Source organism: Raoultibacter timonensis, assembly GCF_022845715.1.
In the GTDB taxonomy this organism is placed as follows: Bacteria; Actinomycetota; Coriobacteriia; order Coriobacteriales; family Eggerthellaceae; genus Raoultibacter; species Raoultibacter timonensis.
Window position 1 is genome coordinate 1,556,777 of the sequence record NZ_AP025564.1, and the last position, 13,788, is coordinate 1,570,564.

Below are 13,788 nucleotides of genomic sequence, written 5' to 3' on the forward strand. Positions count from 1 at the left end.
GGAGCCGAGTCGATTATCCAATTTTGATTGCCTAGTCAGTGAGGTGGCTGCAATGAAAGAGCTACTGAGGAGCATTGCGGGCTATTTTCGGGTTCAGCATGCGCTTTTCTTGATACCTATTGGGGCTTTTGCCATATACGACAGCGTGTTCTCGGCGTTTTCTTCCGTCTTGGCCGTGCTGTGGGAGATGTATCCGGACGTTCCCCGCGCAGGGATTCAGATGATCCTTGCCGTTCCCTCGCTCGCCAGCATTCCCACCACGTTGCTGGCGGGGGTGTTGACGTCGTACATGCACAAGAAGACCATCGCCGAAATCGCCTTGGCGTTTCTCCTGGTCGGCGGTCTCGCCCCGGTGGCGATCGCGGAACCCCATATAGGCCTGCTGTTCGCAAGCAGCGCGCTCATCGGCATCGGGCAGGGCCTGTTGCATCCTCTGGCGAGCATGCTCGTGTGCCAGTATTGGGAAAGCAAGAGCGAGCGAAGCCGCGTGCTCGGCTTCAAGCAGGCGCTCAACTACCTCGGCGCTGCCGTCGTATCGCTTTTGGTGGGCCTTTTGGCCTTCATGCAATGGAATTTCGCCTACCTGATCTACGTGGGGGTGATCCCCGTTCTGATCATTACGGCCACGCAGCTGCCGAAAGGCCAGTTGGAGGATCGCCTGATCGACTGTAGGCATCTGTCTTCCGGCGTGAGGAAGCTGCTCACTCCCGCCTTGATGTACGCATGCTTCATCTTCTGTGCGGTTTCCCTTTTCAACTTCGCCTTCCAGTCGAATATCGCGATGCTCATCAACGAGAAGGGCTTCGGCGATGTGGTGGACACCGCCGTCATCACGGCAATCCTTCAGATTGCCTCGTTCGCGGTCGGCGTGTTCTACGGCCAGATCGTCAAGCTGTTCCGCAGGTACGTGCTCTTGCCGGGTCTGGCTTTGCTCGCGACGGGTTTTCTCATGGTTGCGTTTGCGCCGAGCATGGCGGTGGTGCTCGTGGGGGGAACGGTATTCGGCGTGGGGGCGGGTATCCAGTACGTGACGACGCTGTACAGTACGTCGAAATCGGTAGATCAGCACGTCGTATCCATGGCTCTCTCGCTCGTTCTGGCCTTGACGTCGCTCGGCTTTTCCGTATCGCCCATCGTTATCGAAGGCGTGAAGGACCTGCTGTTCGGACCGGGGGCGGGTGCCGATGTGTCCTTGGCGATCGCAGGCGTCGGGTGTGCCGCGCTGTTCGTCGTCGAGTGCGTGCACTGCCGGTTTTTCGCGAAGGAGGACCGCCTCGACGACGTGGTTCCCGACGAATTAGTCGATTGAAGATAAAGCGGCGCCCCGTCTGCTCGCTGGCCGGCAGCTTGGGCGGAGCCGCCGATGGGGTTCGTCGACGAGTGCCGTCTCGGCGGTATGCGATGGAAGGAGTATCTATGCCCGATTGTTACCTGTGCCTGCCTACGTGCGAGAACTGCAAGCCGAAAATGGTGACGTGCTCGAAATGCGGTACGCGTACGCTTCTGGATCTCAAGATGTGCCCGCTCTGCAAAGAGCCCATCACGGACGAGGACCGCGAGCGGGCCTGGAAGGAATGGAAGACGCGCCGCAACGCATAGGATCGTCGCATGCGGCAAAGGCGACACCGATGAATCGAAAGGACCGGTTCCATGTGCTACCCATGCGTAAACTGCGGAAAGTGCGGCGCAAAGCTTCCGCCTGCGCAGATTCGTTGTCCGAAATGCAAAGTAGTGCTCACCGAGGAGCATCCGGTGTGCGAGAAGTGCGGATGGCATCTTCCGTTGCCGCCCGGGGCAGCGAAAAGGAAGGATGCCGACAGTCGGCGTATTTGAGCGAAGCAACGCGTGCGCTCGAGCTCGCTCGGCGGAAGCCGGGCGCAACCGGCTTTCTTACTCGATTTCTTTCAGATACGAGACTTTGTCGTGGTGGTCGATGTCGGTGGAGATGACGCATTCGATCATCTCCAAGAACTTATCGATCGATTTCTTCTGATAGTCGGCGCGCAGCACGAGATACGACGTTATGCGCGCGCGATCGTCGTCGATGGGGCGGCTCATCATATTGCGTTGCATGCCCAAGAGGGGAGATGCGGCGACGGCGGAGGTGACGAGGAACACGGCGTTTCGATCATGCGTGTTCATGAAGAACTCGTTGAGCGTCTCGCTCGAGTACGTTTGTAGGTTCGGTCGCACGCCGAGCGCCTTGTTGAAGAGATCGAGGATGGCGAACCTCATGGGGTCGAGGCTGCGCGTCGAGGTCATGTTGATGGGCGTGTGCACGAGATCCTCGAGCGTGAGCGGTTCCTTCGTTGCGCGGGGGTTGCCTTCGTGCATCCACGCGCACAGCGGCTCCTGCAATACGGGGAAGAATATCAGACCCTTTTTCTCGCTGACCTTTTCGATGCGCTCCGTACCGACGCAGTCGATGGTCAACGCGATATCGATTGTGCCCTGTTCGAGCAGTTCGATCGATTTCCGGCCCTTTTCCGAATAGTACTTGGTCATGACGTAGGGGTTGGCAAGCTTGAAACGCGATACCGATTTGAAGAGGATCTCGCTCATCAGATCGACGATGTAGGGCTCTTGTATGGTGAGCGTCTCGATGTTCTGCTTCGATATCTCGCGCACGCGCTTGACCGCGTCTTTGTAGAGGTGGTGTATCTGGATGGCGTCTTTGAGAAACGCCGTTCCGGCGGCCGTCATTTCAAGGTCCTTGCCTCGCGTGATCAGGTCGACGTCGAGCTCTTGCTCGAGTTCGGAGATATGCTTGCTCAAGGTCGGCTGTGACATGTTCAGGTTGTTCGCCGCAGTTGTGAAGTTCAAGTAATGCGATAGGACAATGAACTCGTACAGAGATTCGATTTTCAACGCAGATCCCCCGTTCTTCAAGCTGCTCTCGCTCGTTATATTGTAACACCAGAAATGATCGGGGCTCCCGCCGCAGCGCGGTTCCGATCGTCGTGGCCGATGTCCGCCAAGGCTCCTCGTGCGACGTTTTCAATTAAAAAAATGCATCATCGATTCCTGTAATGCCTGATCGCGATTTTGAGCGAGGCGATCTTGCGCAAAATGGCCTCGCACGGGAGCCCTTGGCGGACATCGGAAGCCTTTTTGGCGAGAAGAAAGGCCAGCCGCATCGATCGGCTGGCCTGCTTGTTTATGGAGCCAGTGACAGGATTCGAACCTGCAACCCGCAGTTTACAAAACTGCTGCGCTACCGTTGCGCCACACTGGCACGTCCGAGGACGCGAAAGCGTATTGTACGACAAACCGGCCGAAAGAAAAAGCGGAAAACCCGAGGGCTCCCGCTTTCGCTGCGTTTTCTTGGCTGTACGACGGCTCGTGCCGCACGCCGCTCGCAGACCGACCTTCTTACACCGTGCCCATTTCCCAGGAATTCATATACTTGAATTGTTCTTCGGTGAGTTCGTCGATCTCGACGCCGAGCGTCGCGAGCTTTACCTTCGCGATCTCGCTGTCGATATCCTCGGGTACGTCGTAGCAGGCGGGCTCCAGATCCTCGGCGTGGGCGAGCATGTACTCGGCGCACAGGGCCTGATTCGCGAAGCTCATGTCCATGACCGAAGCCGGGTGCCCCTCGGCACCCGAAAGGTTCACGAGGCGGCCTTCAGCCAGAAGCACGATCGTACGTCCGTCGGCGAGCGTGTACTCGTCGACCATCGGCTTGAGCTTAAGCTTCTCGGTCGCGTGCTCTTCGAGCCAGGGGATGTTGATCTCTGAGTTGAAGTGCCCGGAGTTCGCGATGATGGCCCCGTCCTTCATGTTCTCGTAGCACGGCTCGTCGATGACGTTGAGGTTGCCCGTTACCGTCACCCAGATGTCGGCGATCTTCGCCGCTTCCGTGCGCGGCATGACACGGAAGCCGTCCATATGGGCTTCGAGCGCCGCGGTCGGATCCACTTCGCACACGACGACGTTGCAACCCATGCCCTTTGCCCTCATGGCAAGGCCCTTGCCGCACCAGCCGTAGCCGGAAACAACGAACGTACGGCCTGCGAGCAGGCGATTCGTCAAGCGGACGATGCCGTCGAGCGTCGATTGGCCCGTGCCGTAGCGGTTGTCGAAGAAGTGCTTGGTCTTCGCCTCGTTGACGGCGACGATGGGGTACTTGAGCGCCCCTTGGGCGGCCATTGCTTCGAGGCGGATGACGCCGGTCGTGGTTTCCTCGGTGCCGCCGATGATGGTTTCGAGCGCATCGGGGCGGCTTTCGTGGATGCGGCCGACTACGTCGGCTCCGTCGTCCATGGTGATCTGGGGCTTTGCGTCGATGATGGCGTCGACGTGACGGTAGTAGGTCTCGGTGTCCTCGCCCTTGATGGCGAAAACCGGCACGCCGAAGTGCTTGACGAGTGCGGCGGCGGTGTCGTCCTGCGTCGAGAGCGGATTCGACGCGCACAGATACATCTCCGCGCCGCCGGCCGCGAGCGTTCGCACGAGGTTGGCGGTTTCGGTCGTGACGTGCAGGCAGGCGCCGATGCGCACGCCCTCGAGCGGTCGCTCGCGCTCGAAGCGCTCGCGTATGCTTGCGAGTACGGGCATGTCGCGGTCGGCCCAGAGTATCCTCTCGAGTCCCGCGTCGGCTAACGATAGGTCTTTGATGTCGTAATTCATGGTTGTCCTCCTAAAACTACAACAGGGTAGCATATGGATCGTCTGCAGGGTTCGCTAATTATGGAGGCGGTGTGCAGAACCTCTGTTGAATCGAACGATTCGTGCGGTTAAATCGGAAGAAAAGGTAACGAAGAGGTCATCTGGGGGACTTTCCGGGGCGAAGTGACTATAATTTGTCCAGCTTAAACACCCCTCACATGCTCCCTCGGCGCACCGGCACCTTGGATCATCGTGTGTCGGGCAAAGGAAGGCAGGTGCCGTAAGAAGACGGTGCCGAACAAAGGAGCTTAGGAAAAGTGTTCGACCAATTCTTTTCGCAGATATCGTTCGTCGACGTGTTCAACTTCTGCGTGTTCATTACGTTCAGCATCTGCTATACCTATCAGCTCTATTACGTGTTCGTTGTGCTGACGCGCAAGCCTCCCAAGCATGTAGCCGAACGCAACCACAAGTTTGCCGTCATGATCTCCGCCCGCAATGAGAGCGCGGTCATCGGCGATCTCATTCACAGCATCAAGGTTCAGAACTACCCGCAAGAGCTCATCGACATTTTCGTTATCGCCGACAACTGCGACGACGATACCGCGGGAGTGGCGCAGGAGGCCGGTGCCACGGTGTTCAAGCGCTTCAACACCAAGGAAGTGGGGAAGGGCTACGCCCTCGACTACGGGTTTTCCTGCGTGCGCGATCGTTATGCCGACCGCGGTTACGAGGCGTACTTCGTCTTCGACGCCGACAACGTGCTCGACGTGAACTACTTCCGCGAAATGAACGCCACCTTCGATTCGGGCGCCAAGGCCTCGACGAGCTACCGCAACTCCAAGAACTACGACTCCAACTGGATTTCGGCGGGCTATGCCGTCTGGTTTCTGCGCGAGGCTAAGTTCCTCTCGCAGGCGCGTCTGACGCTCAACACGAGCTGCGCAATCTCGGGCACGGGCTTCTTCATCGCCGCCGACATCATCGAGAAGCACGGCGGCTGGAAATGGCATCTGCTCACCGAGGACATCGAATTCTCGGCCCAGAGCATTCTCGAGGGCGTTCGCATCAGCTACTGCCCGACCGCGATTCTCTACGACGAGCAGCCCATCACGTTCCGCGATTCGTGGAATCAGCGCTTCCGTTGGGCCAAGGGGTTCTATCAGGTATTCGCCCATTACGGGGCGAGGCTTGCCAAGGGCGTCGTCGCCAACCCCAAGGGCAAGCGCTTCGCCTGCTACGACATGCTCATGACCATCGCTCCGGGCATGTTGCTCACCATTGTGGCGGTCACGTTCAACGCCATCATCCTCGCGCTTTCGGCGGCGGGGCTCATGTCCACGGGCATCGCCATCGCCTCGTCGGTATCGTCGATCTTCTTCTGCCTGTTCAACTATCTGGTGTTCATGTTCATGTTCGGCGTGCTCACCACGTTCGTCGAGTGGGATTCCATTCACTCCACGACGGCGAAGAAGGTCCGCTATATGTTCACCTTCCCGATCTTCATGCTCACCTACATCCCGATCGCGCTCGTCGCCCTCGTGAAGAAGTGCCAGTGGACGCCGATCCGCCACAGCATCTCGGTGGATGTGGCCGAGCTTTCCGATGCCCACAGCCAGAAAAAGGGCGAAAGCATCTAGCGCGCGATCCTGCGGCAACCCGATCGATCCGAACGGCGGCCACATGGCCGCCGTTTGCGTTGGGATCTGCGGTTCGATGCATGTCCGGTGAGGCGCGCTTTCGCGGGAGCCCGTTCGCCCGAGGGTTACCAGACGCGGGCGAACGTGAGGCAGCGTATCTCGGCGCATCCGAGCGCGATCAGGGCGTCGCTCGCATCGGCGAGCGTGGACCCGGTCGTGCACACATCGTCGATGAGCAGGACCCGCCCGCGGGGTTGCGCGTTCGGCAGGGACGAGAACCGCCCTGCCATGTTGCGGGCACGCTCCCTTCTACCGAGCGCGCGCTGGTCTTTGCTGTCCGGGCGGGCGAGCAGCGGGCGCACGGGAATGCCCAGCCGCTTGGCGGTCTTTGCTGCTAGAAGCTCCGCGTGGTCGAAGCCGCGGCGTCTGAGCGCCGCCCCCGTCGCGGGAACGAAGGTCGCAACTGCGGGCTCGTTGCCGTACGGAGCGATCCATTCGGGTGCGACGGCGAGCGCCATCAGCTCGGCCATCGTTTCGGCAAGCCGCTGCTCGCCCCTATCTTTGTAAGCGGTGACGATACGCGCGGCGGCGGTTTCGTATGCGAGCGCACTTGCGCACGATAGATACGGCAATTCGGCTCGGCCGAGCGAGCCTAGCATGACGGGGTTGCATTCGGTGCAGAGAACCGATCCGAACGGCGCGCCGCAGCGGGGGCAGGTGCGCCAGAAATCGATGTAAGGGAGCGTTCTGCGGCAGCGCTCGCACAGCACAAGGCCCTGTTCGTCGCACACGGCGCAGCGGGTGGGCCAGAGCGTTTCGCATACGGCGCGCAGAATGAAGGCGCCTGCAGCGGCGGCCAGGTTCGATGGGGGTATGTCGTCGGCACGGTTCACCGTGCTAGCGTAGCATGACGGCCTTGCACGGGTTGTGCCGCAACCTTGCGCGGTTTGAGCGCGGATCAAACGCGACTGCACCGACCTTCTCGACGCGGTTCGGGCTTGTCGGGCAGGTGGGGTACGAAGAGCGGCGCGCTGCGGTTTTTCGGTGCGCTCTACTAGCGCGATTTCATTTCTGCTACACTATCAGCTACGCTTCTTTCGAGTCTGTAGTTGCGGGATGATTCCCTAGTCCATGGCAGATGCGGTCGAAAGGATCCACGTAAGTTATCGACGGCACGCCGTTCGGTAGCGAGCATGGCGCATCCTAGATGTAAGTCGTACCGCCCGCTATTTGCGCAGCATACGGTTGCCTCGGGCGAGAGGGTCATGGGTGCAAGCTCATCCCCGGTACGCGGGTGTGGGGGCAAAGACTAGGTCAGTCGAAGGAAGCGCACATGACAATAACTAGATGGAGGCATATCAGTGTTTAAGCGTCTAGGAACGCTCGTGCTCGGGTGCATGCTCGCCCTCGGCACGGCTTTCGCGCTGGCGGGTTGCGCGACCCAGGACTACACACCTGAAGAGAAGAGCCCGACCGTTTCTCCCGATACCATTATCGAAGCGGGAGTGCTCCGCGTGGGAGTCACCACCGAGAACAACACCCCGTTCGCCGGGCAGGCGTCGGGCAAGATCGTCGGCCTCGACGTGGATATAGCCGCCGCCCTTGCCGACAACCTCGGTCTCAAGCTCGAGATCGTCGATGTGGGCACCGATGTCGATTCGGCGCTTGCCAACAAGCAGGTCGATATCGTTATGGGCGTAGACAAGACGAGCGCCCAGGTTACCTGCTGGCGTTCCGAGGTGTATGTGGAAAGCGCCGTCGCGCTGTTCGCATCGCCTTCGGTAACCTCTGTACCCACCAAGGACTCCGCTCCGAAGATCGCCGCTCAGAGCTCGTCGATGAGCGCGTGGGAGGTAACGAACCAGTTCGGCGACGATGCCCTGAATGCGACCACCGATCTGAAGGGCGCGTTCGATGCGGTCAGCTCCGGTACGGCTCAGTATGCTGCAGCCGATGCGGTTATCGGCACGTATGCCGCCCACACCTCCAACGTCGACGTTCATATCGTGGCGCTCATGCAGAGCCCGAGCGGGTACTGCATCGGCGTGCTCGACACCAACACCGATCTCAAGACGACGATCAGCGATGCGCTGGCTAACCTTACGGGCGGCGGAATCATTTCCCTCATCGAGAGCAAATGGCTCGGTACGCCGATCAATTTGGCGAACGTGCCGATGACCGAGGGTGCCTCGGGCGCAACGTCTGCGGGAACCTCCGGTGCCGCGGGCGGGGCGGAAGACGCCCAAACCGGGGAGAACGCCGACGAGCAGGAAAGCTCGTCGGGCGATGCGTCGGGGACGGGTGGTGACGGCTCCGATCTCGAACCGGGATCGAATGCCGTCCAGCAACCAGGGGGAACGGGCGATTCCGCGTAGCCGGTTGTCCGAAACCCGACGGCGCCTGGTTCTACGGGACGCAGTACGGGATGCGCCGTTCGTATCGAACGGTTTACCGCAAGAGAAGAGAAAAGCCCGCGCAAGCGGGCTTTTTCATGTGCGCGTCCCAGTCTGGCCGAAGTGCGGCCGGACGAAGGCTAGCTCAGGAAGTCCTCGAGGATCTCCTGCTCGGCTTCTTCCTCGTTGAGTCCGAGGGTCATGAGCTTCGTGATCTGGTCGCCTGCGATCTTGCCGATGGCCGCTTCGTGCACGAGCATGGCGTCTTCGCTCGCCGCCTCGATGCCGGGGATGGCCGTGACCTTGGCCTTGCCCATGATGATGGCGTCGCATTGCACGTGGCCGCGGCTTTCGGCATTGCCGATGACGAGCGGGTTGAATACCTGCACCGAGTTGTCCTGCGCGACGCTGCGCGAGATGACCTGCACGCTCGAACCCTGTCCGTTGAGTTCGATCTTCATATTCGACGTGGCGATCTGATCGTCGTGGGTCAAAAGCTTCTCGGTCAGTACGAGCTTCGTGTCGCGAGCGAGTTCGGCGTTCGTATCGCGCACCGTCGAGGTGACGCCGCGCAGCTGGGTAAGCTCCATCTCGCAGCTCGAGCCGTCTTCCATGTACACGTTCGTCACGGGGTTGAGGATACGGTCTCCTGTGCCCTTGCCTTCGCCGTAGTGTTTCTCAACGTATTTAACGTGGGAATTCTTGCCGCAGTAGAAGCTGTGGATGCCGTCGTGCTCGGAGGCTTGGTGGCTCTCGTTGTGGATGCCGCAGCCGGCGATGATGGTGACGTCGCAATCATCGCCGATGTAGAACGTGTTGTACACGACGTCTTTGAGACCGGCCTGGGTAACGATAACCGGGATGTACACGGTCTCGCCTTTGGTGCCGGGTTTGATGTGGATGTCGATGCCGGGGTTGTCGGTCTTGGTTGCTATCTCGATATTGGCGGAAGAGTGGCGCTCAACGAGCTCGCCGTCTTTTCGGATGTTGAAGGCGCCTTTCGGCATGCCGTGGATATTCGCAATTTCCGCTAACAGCCCCTCGTCGATGGGGGATAAATCGACTGCCATGATTACTCCTTATGAATTAATCTGACGGCTCTAGCACGTCGTCGGTATTTCGGTCAGATGAAGCTCGGGGGGTTGCGTGAAGCTGCAGACGGGATTGCTTTTCGCCATGAGGCCGAGCTTGGGGATGAGCTCCGCTGCGGGGCCTTGCGCTTCAACCTGTCCGTCCTTCAGCCAGACGATGTCGTCGGCAAGCTGTATGATGCGTTCCTGATGCGAGATGATCACGATCGAGCGGCCGTCGCGCGCCTCGTGGATATCGCGGAACGTTTCGGTCAGGCGGTCGAAGCTCCACAGGTCGATGCCCGCTTCGGGCTCGTCGTAGATCGCAAGCTTCGGGTCGCGGGCGAGGATCGTGGCAATCTCGATGCGCTTGACCTCGCCGCCCGAGAGGTTCTTGTCGACTTCGCGGGTGAGGTAGTTAGCCGAGCAGAGGCCGACTTTGGACAGGTACTCGTTGCAGGACAGCATCGGCAGCTTCTTGCCCGCCGCGATGTCCAGGAGCTTCTTCACCTTCATGCCTTTGAAGCGGGCGGGCTGTTGGAACCCGTATCCGATGCCGAGCTTTGCCCGCTCGTCGATGGGCAGTTCGGTGATGTCGGTTCCGTCGAACACGATCGAGCCCGATGTGGGTACTTCGACGCCCATGATGAGCTTGGCGAGCGTCGATTTGCCGCCGCCGTTGGGGCCGGTGATGACGGTGAACTTGTCGTCATCGATGGTGAGCGACAAGTTGTCGATGATGCGCCTCTTCTCGCTCGATCCCTCCGAAACGGGAACTTCGAACACGAGGTCCTTAATCTCTAACATGCTATTCTCCGTCTCTCGTACGATTTGATACTCTACAAGTAACATTATGGGCGGTCACCGTCAAGCACCAAACCGATCAATACGTTTCATCGGATTATTCTACCGTTAAATGCCATAGCGGGCACGGGATTTTACCCAAGCAGGTCAACGATGTCGTAATCCGCCTTCGAACCCTCGATGATGCCGCGGTTGCCGAACGCGCATCGAACGTCGCGCTCGGTTACACGGGCGAGCTCTTCGCCGTGGGCGCGCAAATCGGCGGGTTCGGTTGCGAGCAGCTGTTCGCGCGTCTTCTCGCGGTAGCCCGACGGGCGATCGCAGAAGTAGTCGCCGTCTTGACGCCGTGCCATGTTGCGCGGTTTGACCGGGGCATCCATGCCCGCCACCGAGCTGATGATGTAGCCGCGCATTTCCGTTTCGTCCGGATCAAACGTTGCGAGCCAGGATGCGGCGCCGTCGAAGCGTGCGATCGTCTCGTCAAGGTTGGGATCGCGGTACGAGTAGAACTGCATGGATCCCTGCCTGAGCGCCCTGAATCCGGCACCGTATGCGCCGCCTTTCACGCGCACCTCGTTCCAGAGGTAGTCGTACGAGAGGGCTTTGGCCGCCACCTGCCAGCTTCCCTCGTAAGGAATGTCGAGAAGCTGCGCGTTGTAGCCCTTCGCCGCAAAGCATACGTCGGCAGGCACGATGAAGGCCTCGTTCTTTACGTGCGGTTCGGGGACGGTCAGGCGAACGGTGTTTTCGACGGGGGAGAGACCGAGGGTTCCAGCGAGTTCCCAGAACCGGTCGCGATCATCCGGCGTTCCCGTGAAGCTCACGATGGTTCCGTCAAGTGCGAATATACGCGCTGCCACGTCGACGAGCCGTTCGACGACGGCATCGAAGGATGCGTCGAAGTCGGCGAGCAGCCCTTTGAGGAACCGGTAGAAATCGACGCCGCTCAGCTGTTCGCGGAGAAGCGCCGTTTTGGAAACGTAGGAAGAGCATCGCAGGAGCGCTGACGAATTGCCCGATGTGGTGTATCCCTGTTCCATGCGAATGCGCGTCTGGGTGAGGATATCGCGAATCTTGTCGGGATCGTTGAAGTCTGTCGAGTTCTTGATCTCGCAGGTGAGGCTTACGGCATGCTCGATGTTTTCGGACAACGCGCTCGTGGCGATGACGAACTTGGGAGAGATGGTTCGGGGATCCTCTTCGCTCGTGTACACGTCGACGAAGAACCGCAGGCTGCCCAGATGGGTCTGCGTGAGCTTGTCAAGCTCTTCGGCGGAGTGATCGCTTGTGTCGAGCTTGCCGAGGAGCATTGCGAGCAGCGTCGCATAGGGCAGATCGTCGAAGGCCAGCCTGTTCATGTCGAAATAGGCGAACACGTAGTCGATGCCGCGCGTAGGCACTTCGTGGTACAGGCAGGGCAGGGGCGTCGAGTCGATTCGCTCCCAGGCTGGTTCGGCCGGAGCTTCGGCGATATCGTCGGGCGTGAGCAGCGGAAGCGTGGCGAGCGCTTCGGGGGAGTCGGGCTCTTCCTGCAGTGCCCTCAACCGGGCGACCTCGTCCATGATGGCGGCGATGTCGGCCTCGTCCATATCGGCCTTGATGGCCGCCAGGCGCGCCTCCTCGCAGCTTTCGTCGAGGGTTTCCACCGGTTCGACGATTGCGAGGGCTTTATGATCGTTTTCGAGGACTATCTCGCGGAGCAGGTCCTCGAAGTACCCTTGCGCCGCGCGCTCGCGCAACTCGGCGAACGCGTCTTCGAAGCGGATGTAATCGGTTGCCATGGAGTCGTCGTACAGCCAGCCCGCCATTGCGCTCATGGCGAGCACGACGCCGTCGGCCGTTCCGAAATCTCGCTCGCGCAAGATGAACTCGGCACGCGCCATGGAGGCTTCGATGCGCTCCCGATCGAATCCCTCTGCCACGATCGTGCGAGCGGCATCTTCGACCGTCTGGCGAAACGCCTCGGCGGTGTTCGGCTTCGAGCCCTTCGTCATGACGAACAGCGCGGGCTGAAGCTGGGCGTCGATGAGGTAGCCGTCGACGTCGTCGGCGATATCGGCTTTGAGGAGGGCCTTTTTCAGCGGCGCCTCGTTGGATCCCAGAAGCACGTCGGCGAGGATGTCGGTTGCGATAACGCGCAGCCGATCGGTTGACGAGCCGACGACGTAGCCGAGGCCCATGCAGGCGTTTTCGGGCGCGGTTTCCATCTTCTTGATCACACCGAGGTTCGTGACGGGCGCCTGCGGACTGAGCGGATTGGGCTCGCCTGCCGGCGGCTGCTCCTCGTTGAGGTAGCGTTCGTCGAGGAACGCGAGCACGCGATCGATGTCCATGTCGCCGTAGAGCACGATGTAGCTGTTGTCGAGCCGGTAGTGGCGTGCATGTTCGTCGAGGAACGCCTCGTAGGTGAGCTCGGGGATGACGGCGGGGTCGCCGCCCGATTCGTACGCGTAGGCGGTGTCGGGGAAGAGCGCCGCCGAAAGCGCGTTGTAGAGCACCGAATCGGGGTCGGAGAGCGCGCCTTTCATCTCGTTGTACACGACGCCGTTGTACTTGAGGGGCTCGTCCACTCCGTCGATCTCGTAGTGCCACCCCTCCTGTTCGAAGATGGCGCGCTTCTCGTAGATGGCGGGGTGGAGCACGGCGTCCATGTAGACGTCCATGAGGTTCAAGAGGTCCTGCTCGTTGGTGCTTGCCACGGGATACATCGTCTTGTCGGCAAAGGTCATCGCGTTCAAAAACGTTTGCATCGAGCTCTTGATGAGGTTGACGAACGGCTCTTTGACGGGAAACTTCCTCGATCCGCAGAGCACCGAGTGCTCGAGGATGTGGAAGACCCCGGTGCTGTCGGCGGGGGGAGTTTTGAACGCGATCGAGAACGCTTTGTTCTCGTCGTCGTTTTGCAGGTAGAGGAGCTTGGCTTTGCTCTTCGCATGGCGGAGCGTATAGGCGTTGCCGTCGATCTCTTCAAGGGTTTGCGCGGACTCGACGGTGAATCCGTGCAGGGTTTCGTCGACGCTGAGGCTGTAGCTGTGTGCCAAGGCAGGCCGCCTTTCTTATGTCGGGTGCGCGCGGATCGACCATCGCAGCGTTTTGCGCTCGGGGGTCGCAATATCGATCACGGGCCGGTCGAGCTCGCCGGACGAGTCGGGCCAGACGCGCTTGTTCGTGTGTCGCCGACTATGATACCGCGAATGCGGGAGCGCTGAAGCGGGGTTCGCGGATCGCCATCGGAACCGTTGCAAACCGGTTACGTTGCCTGCGCTGGTC

At 60.2% G+C, this 13,788-nt stretch carries 10 protein-coding genes and 1 tRNA gene; 4 read left to right on the top strand and 7 right to left on the bottom strand.

The annotated features are described in order from the left end of the window. Positions 1–52 precede the first annotated feature (52 nt). A complete protein-coding gene (locus MWL89_RS06215; RefSeq protein WP_244412190.1) occupies positions 53–1,309 on the top strand; it encodes an MFS transporter in 1,257 nt (418 codons plus the stop codon). A gap of 107 nt (positions 1,310–1,416) precedes the next feature. After that, positions 1,417–1,599: a hypothetical protein gene (locus MWL89_RS06220; RefSeq protein WP_244412192.1), complete on the top strand. Its 183-nt coding sequence runs from the start codon at positions 1,417–1,419 to the stop codon at positions 1,597–1,599. A 291-nt stretch (positions 1,600–1,890) separates the two neighbouring features. Here MWL89_RS06220 and MWL89_RS06225 read toward each other — a convergent pair whose 3' ends face one another. The 3 genes from MWL89_RS06225 to ahcY form a co-directional block, all read right to left on the bottom strand. Continuing rightward, the gene (locus tag MWL89_RS06225) at positions 1,891–2,868 is read right to left on the bottom strand and encodes a LysR family transcriptional regulator (protein WP_244412194.1); all 978 of its coding nucleotides are present in this window, start codon (positions 2,866–2,868) and stop codon (positions 1,891–1,893) included. A 292-nt stretch (positions 2,869–3,160) separates the two neighbouring features. Then, positions 3,161–3,235, bottom strand: a tRNA-Thr gene (locus tag MWL89_RS06230). Positions 3,236–3,372: 137 nt separating this feature from the next. Then, on the bottom strand, positions 3,373–4,632 hold the full coding sequence (ahcY, locus tag MWL89_RS06235; protein ID WP_102378508.1) for an adenosylhomocysteinase: 1,260 nt from the start codon (positions 4,630–4,632) through the stop codon (positions 3,373–3,375). A gap of 296 nt (positions 4,633–4,928) precedes the next feature. On the opposite strand from ahcY, the gene MWL89_RS06240 reads away from it, so the two are divergent. Further along, positions 4,929–6,251, top strand: coding sequence for a glycosyltransferase family 2 protein (locus tag MWL89_RS06240; protein ID WP_244412195.1), 1,323 nt, complete (start codon positions 4,929–4,931; stop codon positions 6,249–6,251). 125 nt (positions 6,252–6,376) lie between these two features. Here MWL89_RS06240 and MWL89_RS06245 read toward each other — a convergent pair whose 3' ends face one another. Beyond that, a complete protein-coding gene (locus MWL89_RS06245) occupies positions 6,377–7,144 on the bottom strand; it encodes a ComF family protein (RefSeq protein WP_244412196.1) in 768 nt (255 codons plus the stop codon). Positions 7,145–7,612: 468 nt separating this feature from the next. On the opposite strand from MWL89_RS06245, the gene MWL89_RS06250 reads away from it, so the two are divergent. Then, on the top strand, positions 7,613–8,626 hold the full coding sequence (locus tag MWL89_RS06250) for a substrate-binding periplasmic protein (RefSeq protein ID WP_244412198.1): 1,014 nt from the start codon (positions 7,613–7,615) through the stop codon (positions 8,624–8,626). Positions 8,627–8,784: 158 nt separating this feature from the next. On the opposite strand, the gene MWL89_RS06255 is transcribed toward MWL89_RS06250, so the two are convergent. The 3 genes from MWL89_RS06255 to MWL89_RS06265 all read right to left on the bottom strand — a co-directional run bounded on the left by MWL89_RS06255 (position 8,785) and on the right by MWL89_RS06265 (position 13,559). Then, the gene (locus tag MWL89_RS06255) at positions 8,785–9,714 is read right to left on the bottom strand and encodes a SufB/SufD family protein (RefSeq protein WP_102378505.1); all 930 of its coding nucleotides are present in this window, start codon (positions 9,712–9,714) and stop codon (positions 8,785–8,787) included. 30 nt (positions 9,715–9,744) lie between these two features. Next, on the bottom strand, positions 9,745–10,521 hold the full coding sequence (locus MWL89_RS06260; protein ID WP_102378504.1) for an ABC transporter ATP-binding protein: 777 nt from the start codon (positions 10,519–10,521) through the stop codon (positions 9,745–9,747). 131 nt (positions 10,522–10,652) lie between these two features. After that, positions 10,653–13,559 carry an insulinase family protein gene (locus MWL89_RS06265; RefSeq protein ID WP_244412200.1) on the bottom strand — a complete coding sequence of 969 codons (2,907 nt, stop codon included), beginning with the start codon at positions 13,557–13,559 and terminating at the stop codon, positions 10,653–10,655. Between the last annotated feature and the right edge of the window lie 229 nt (positions 13,560–13,788).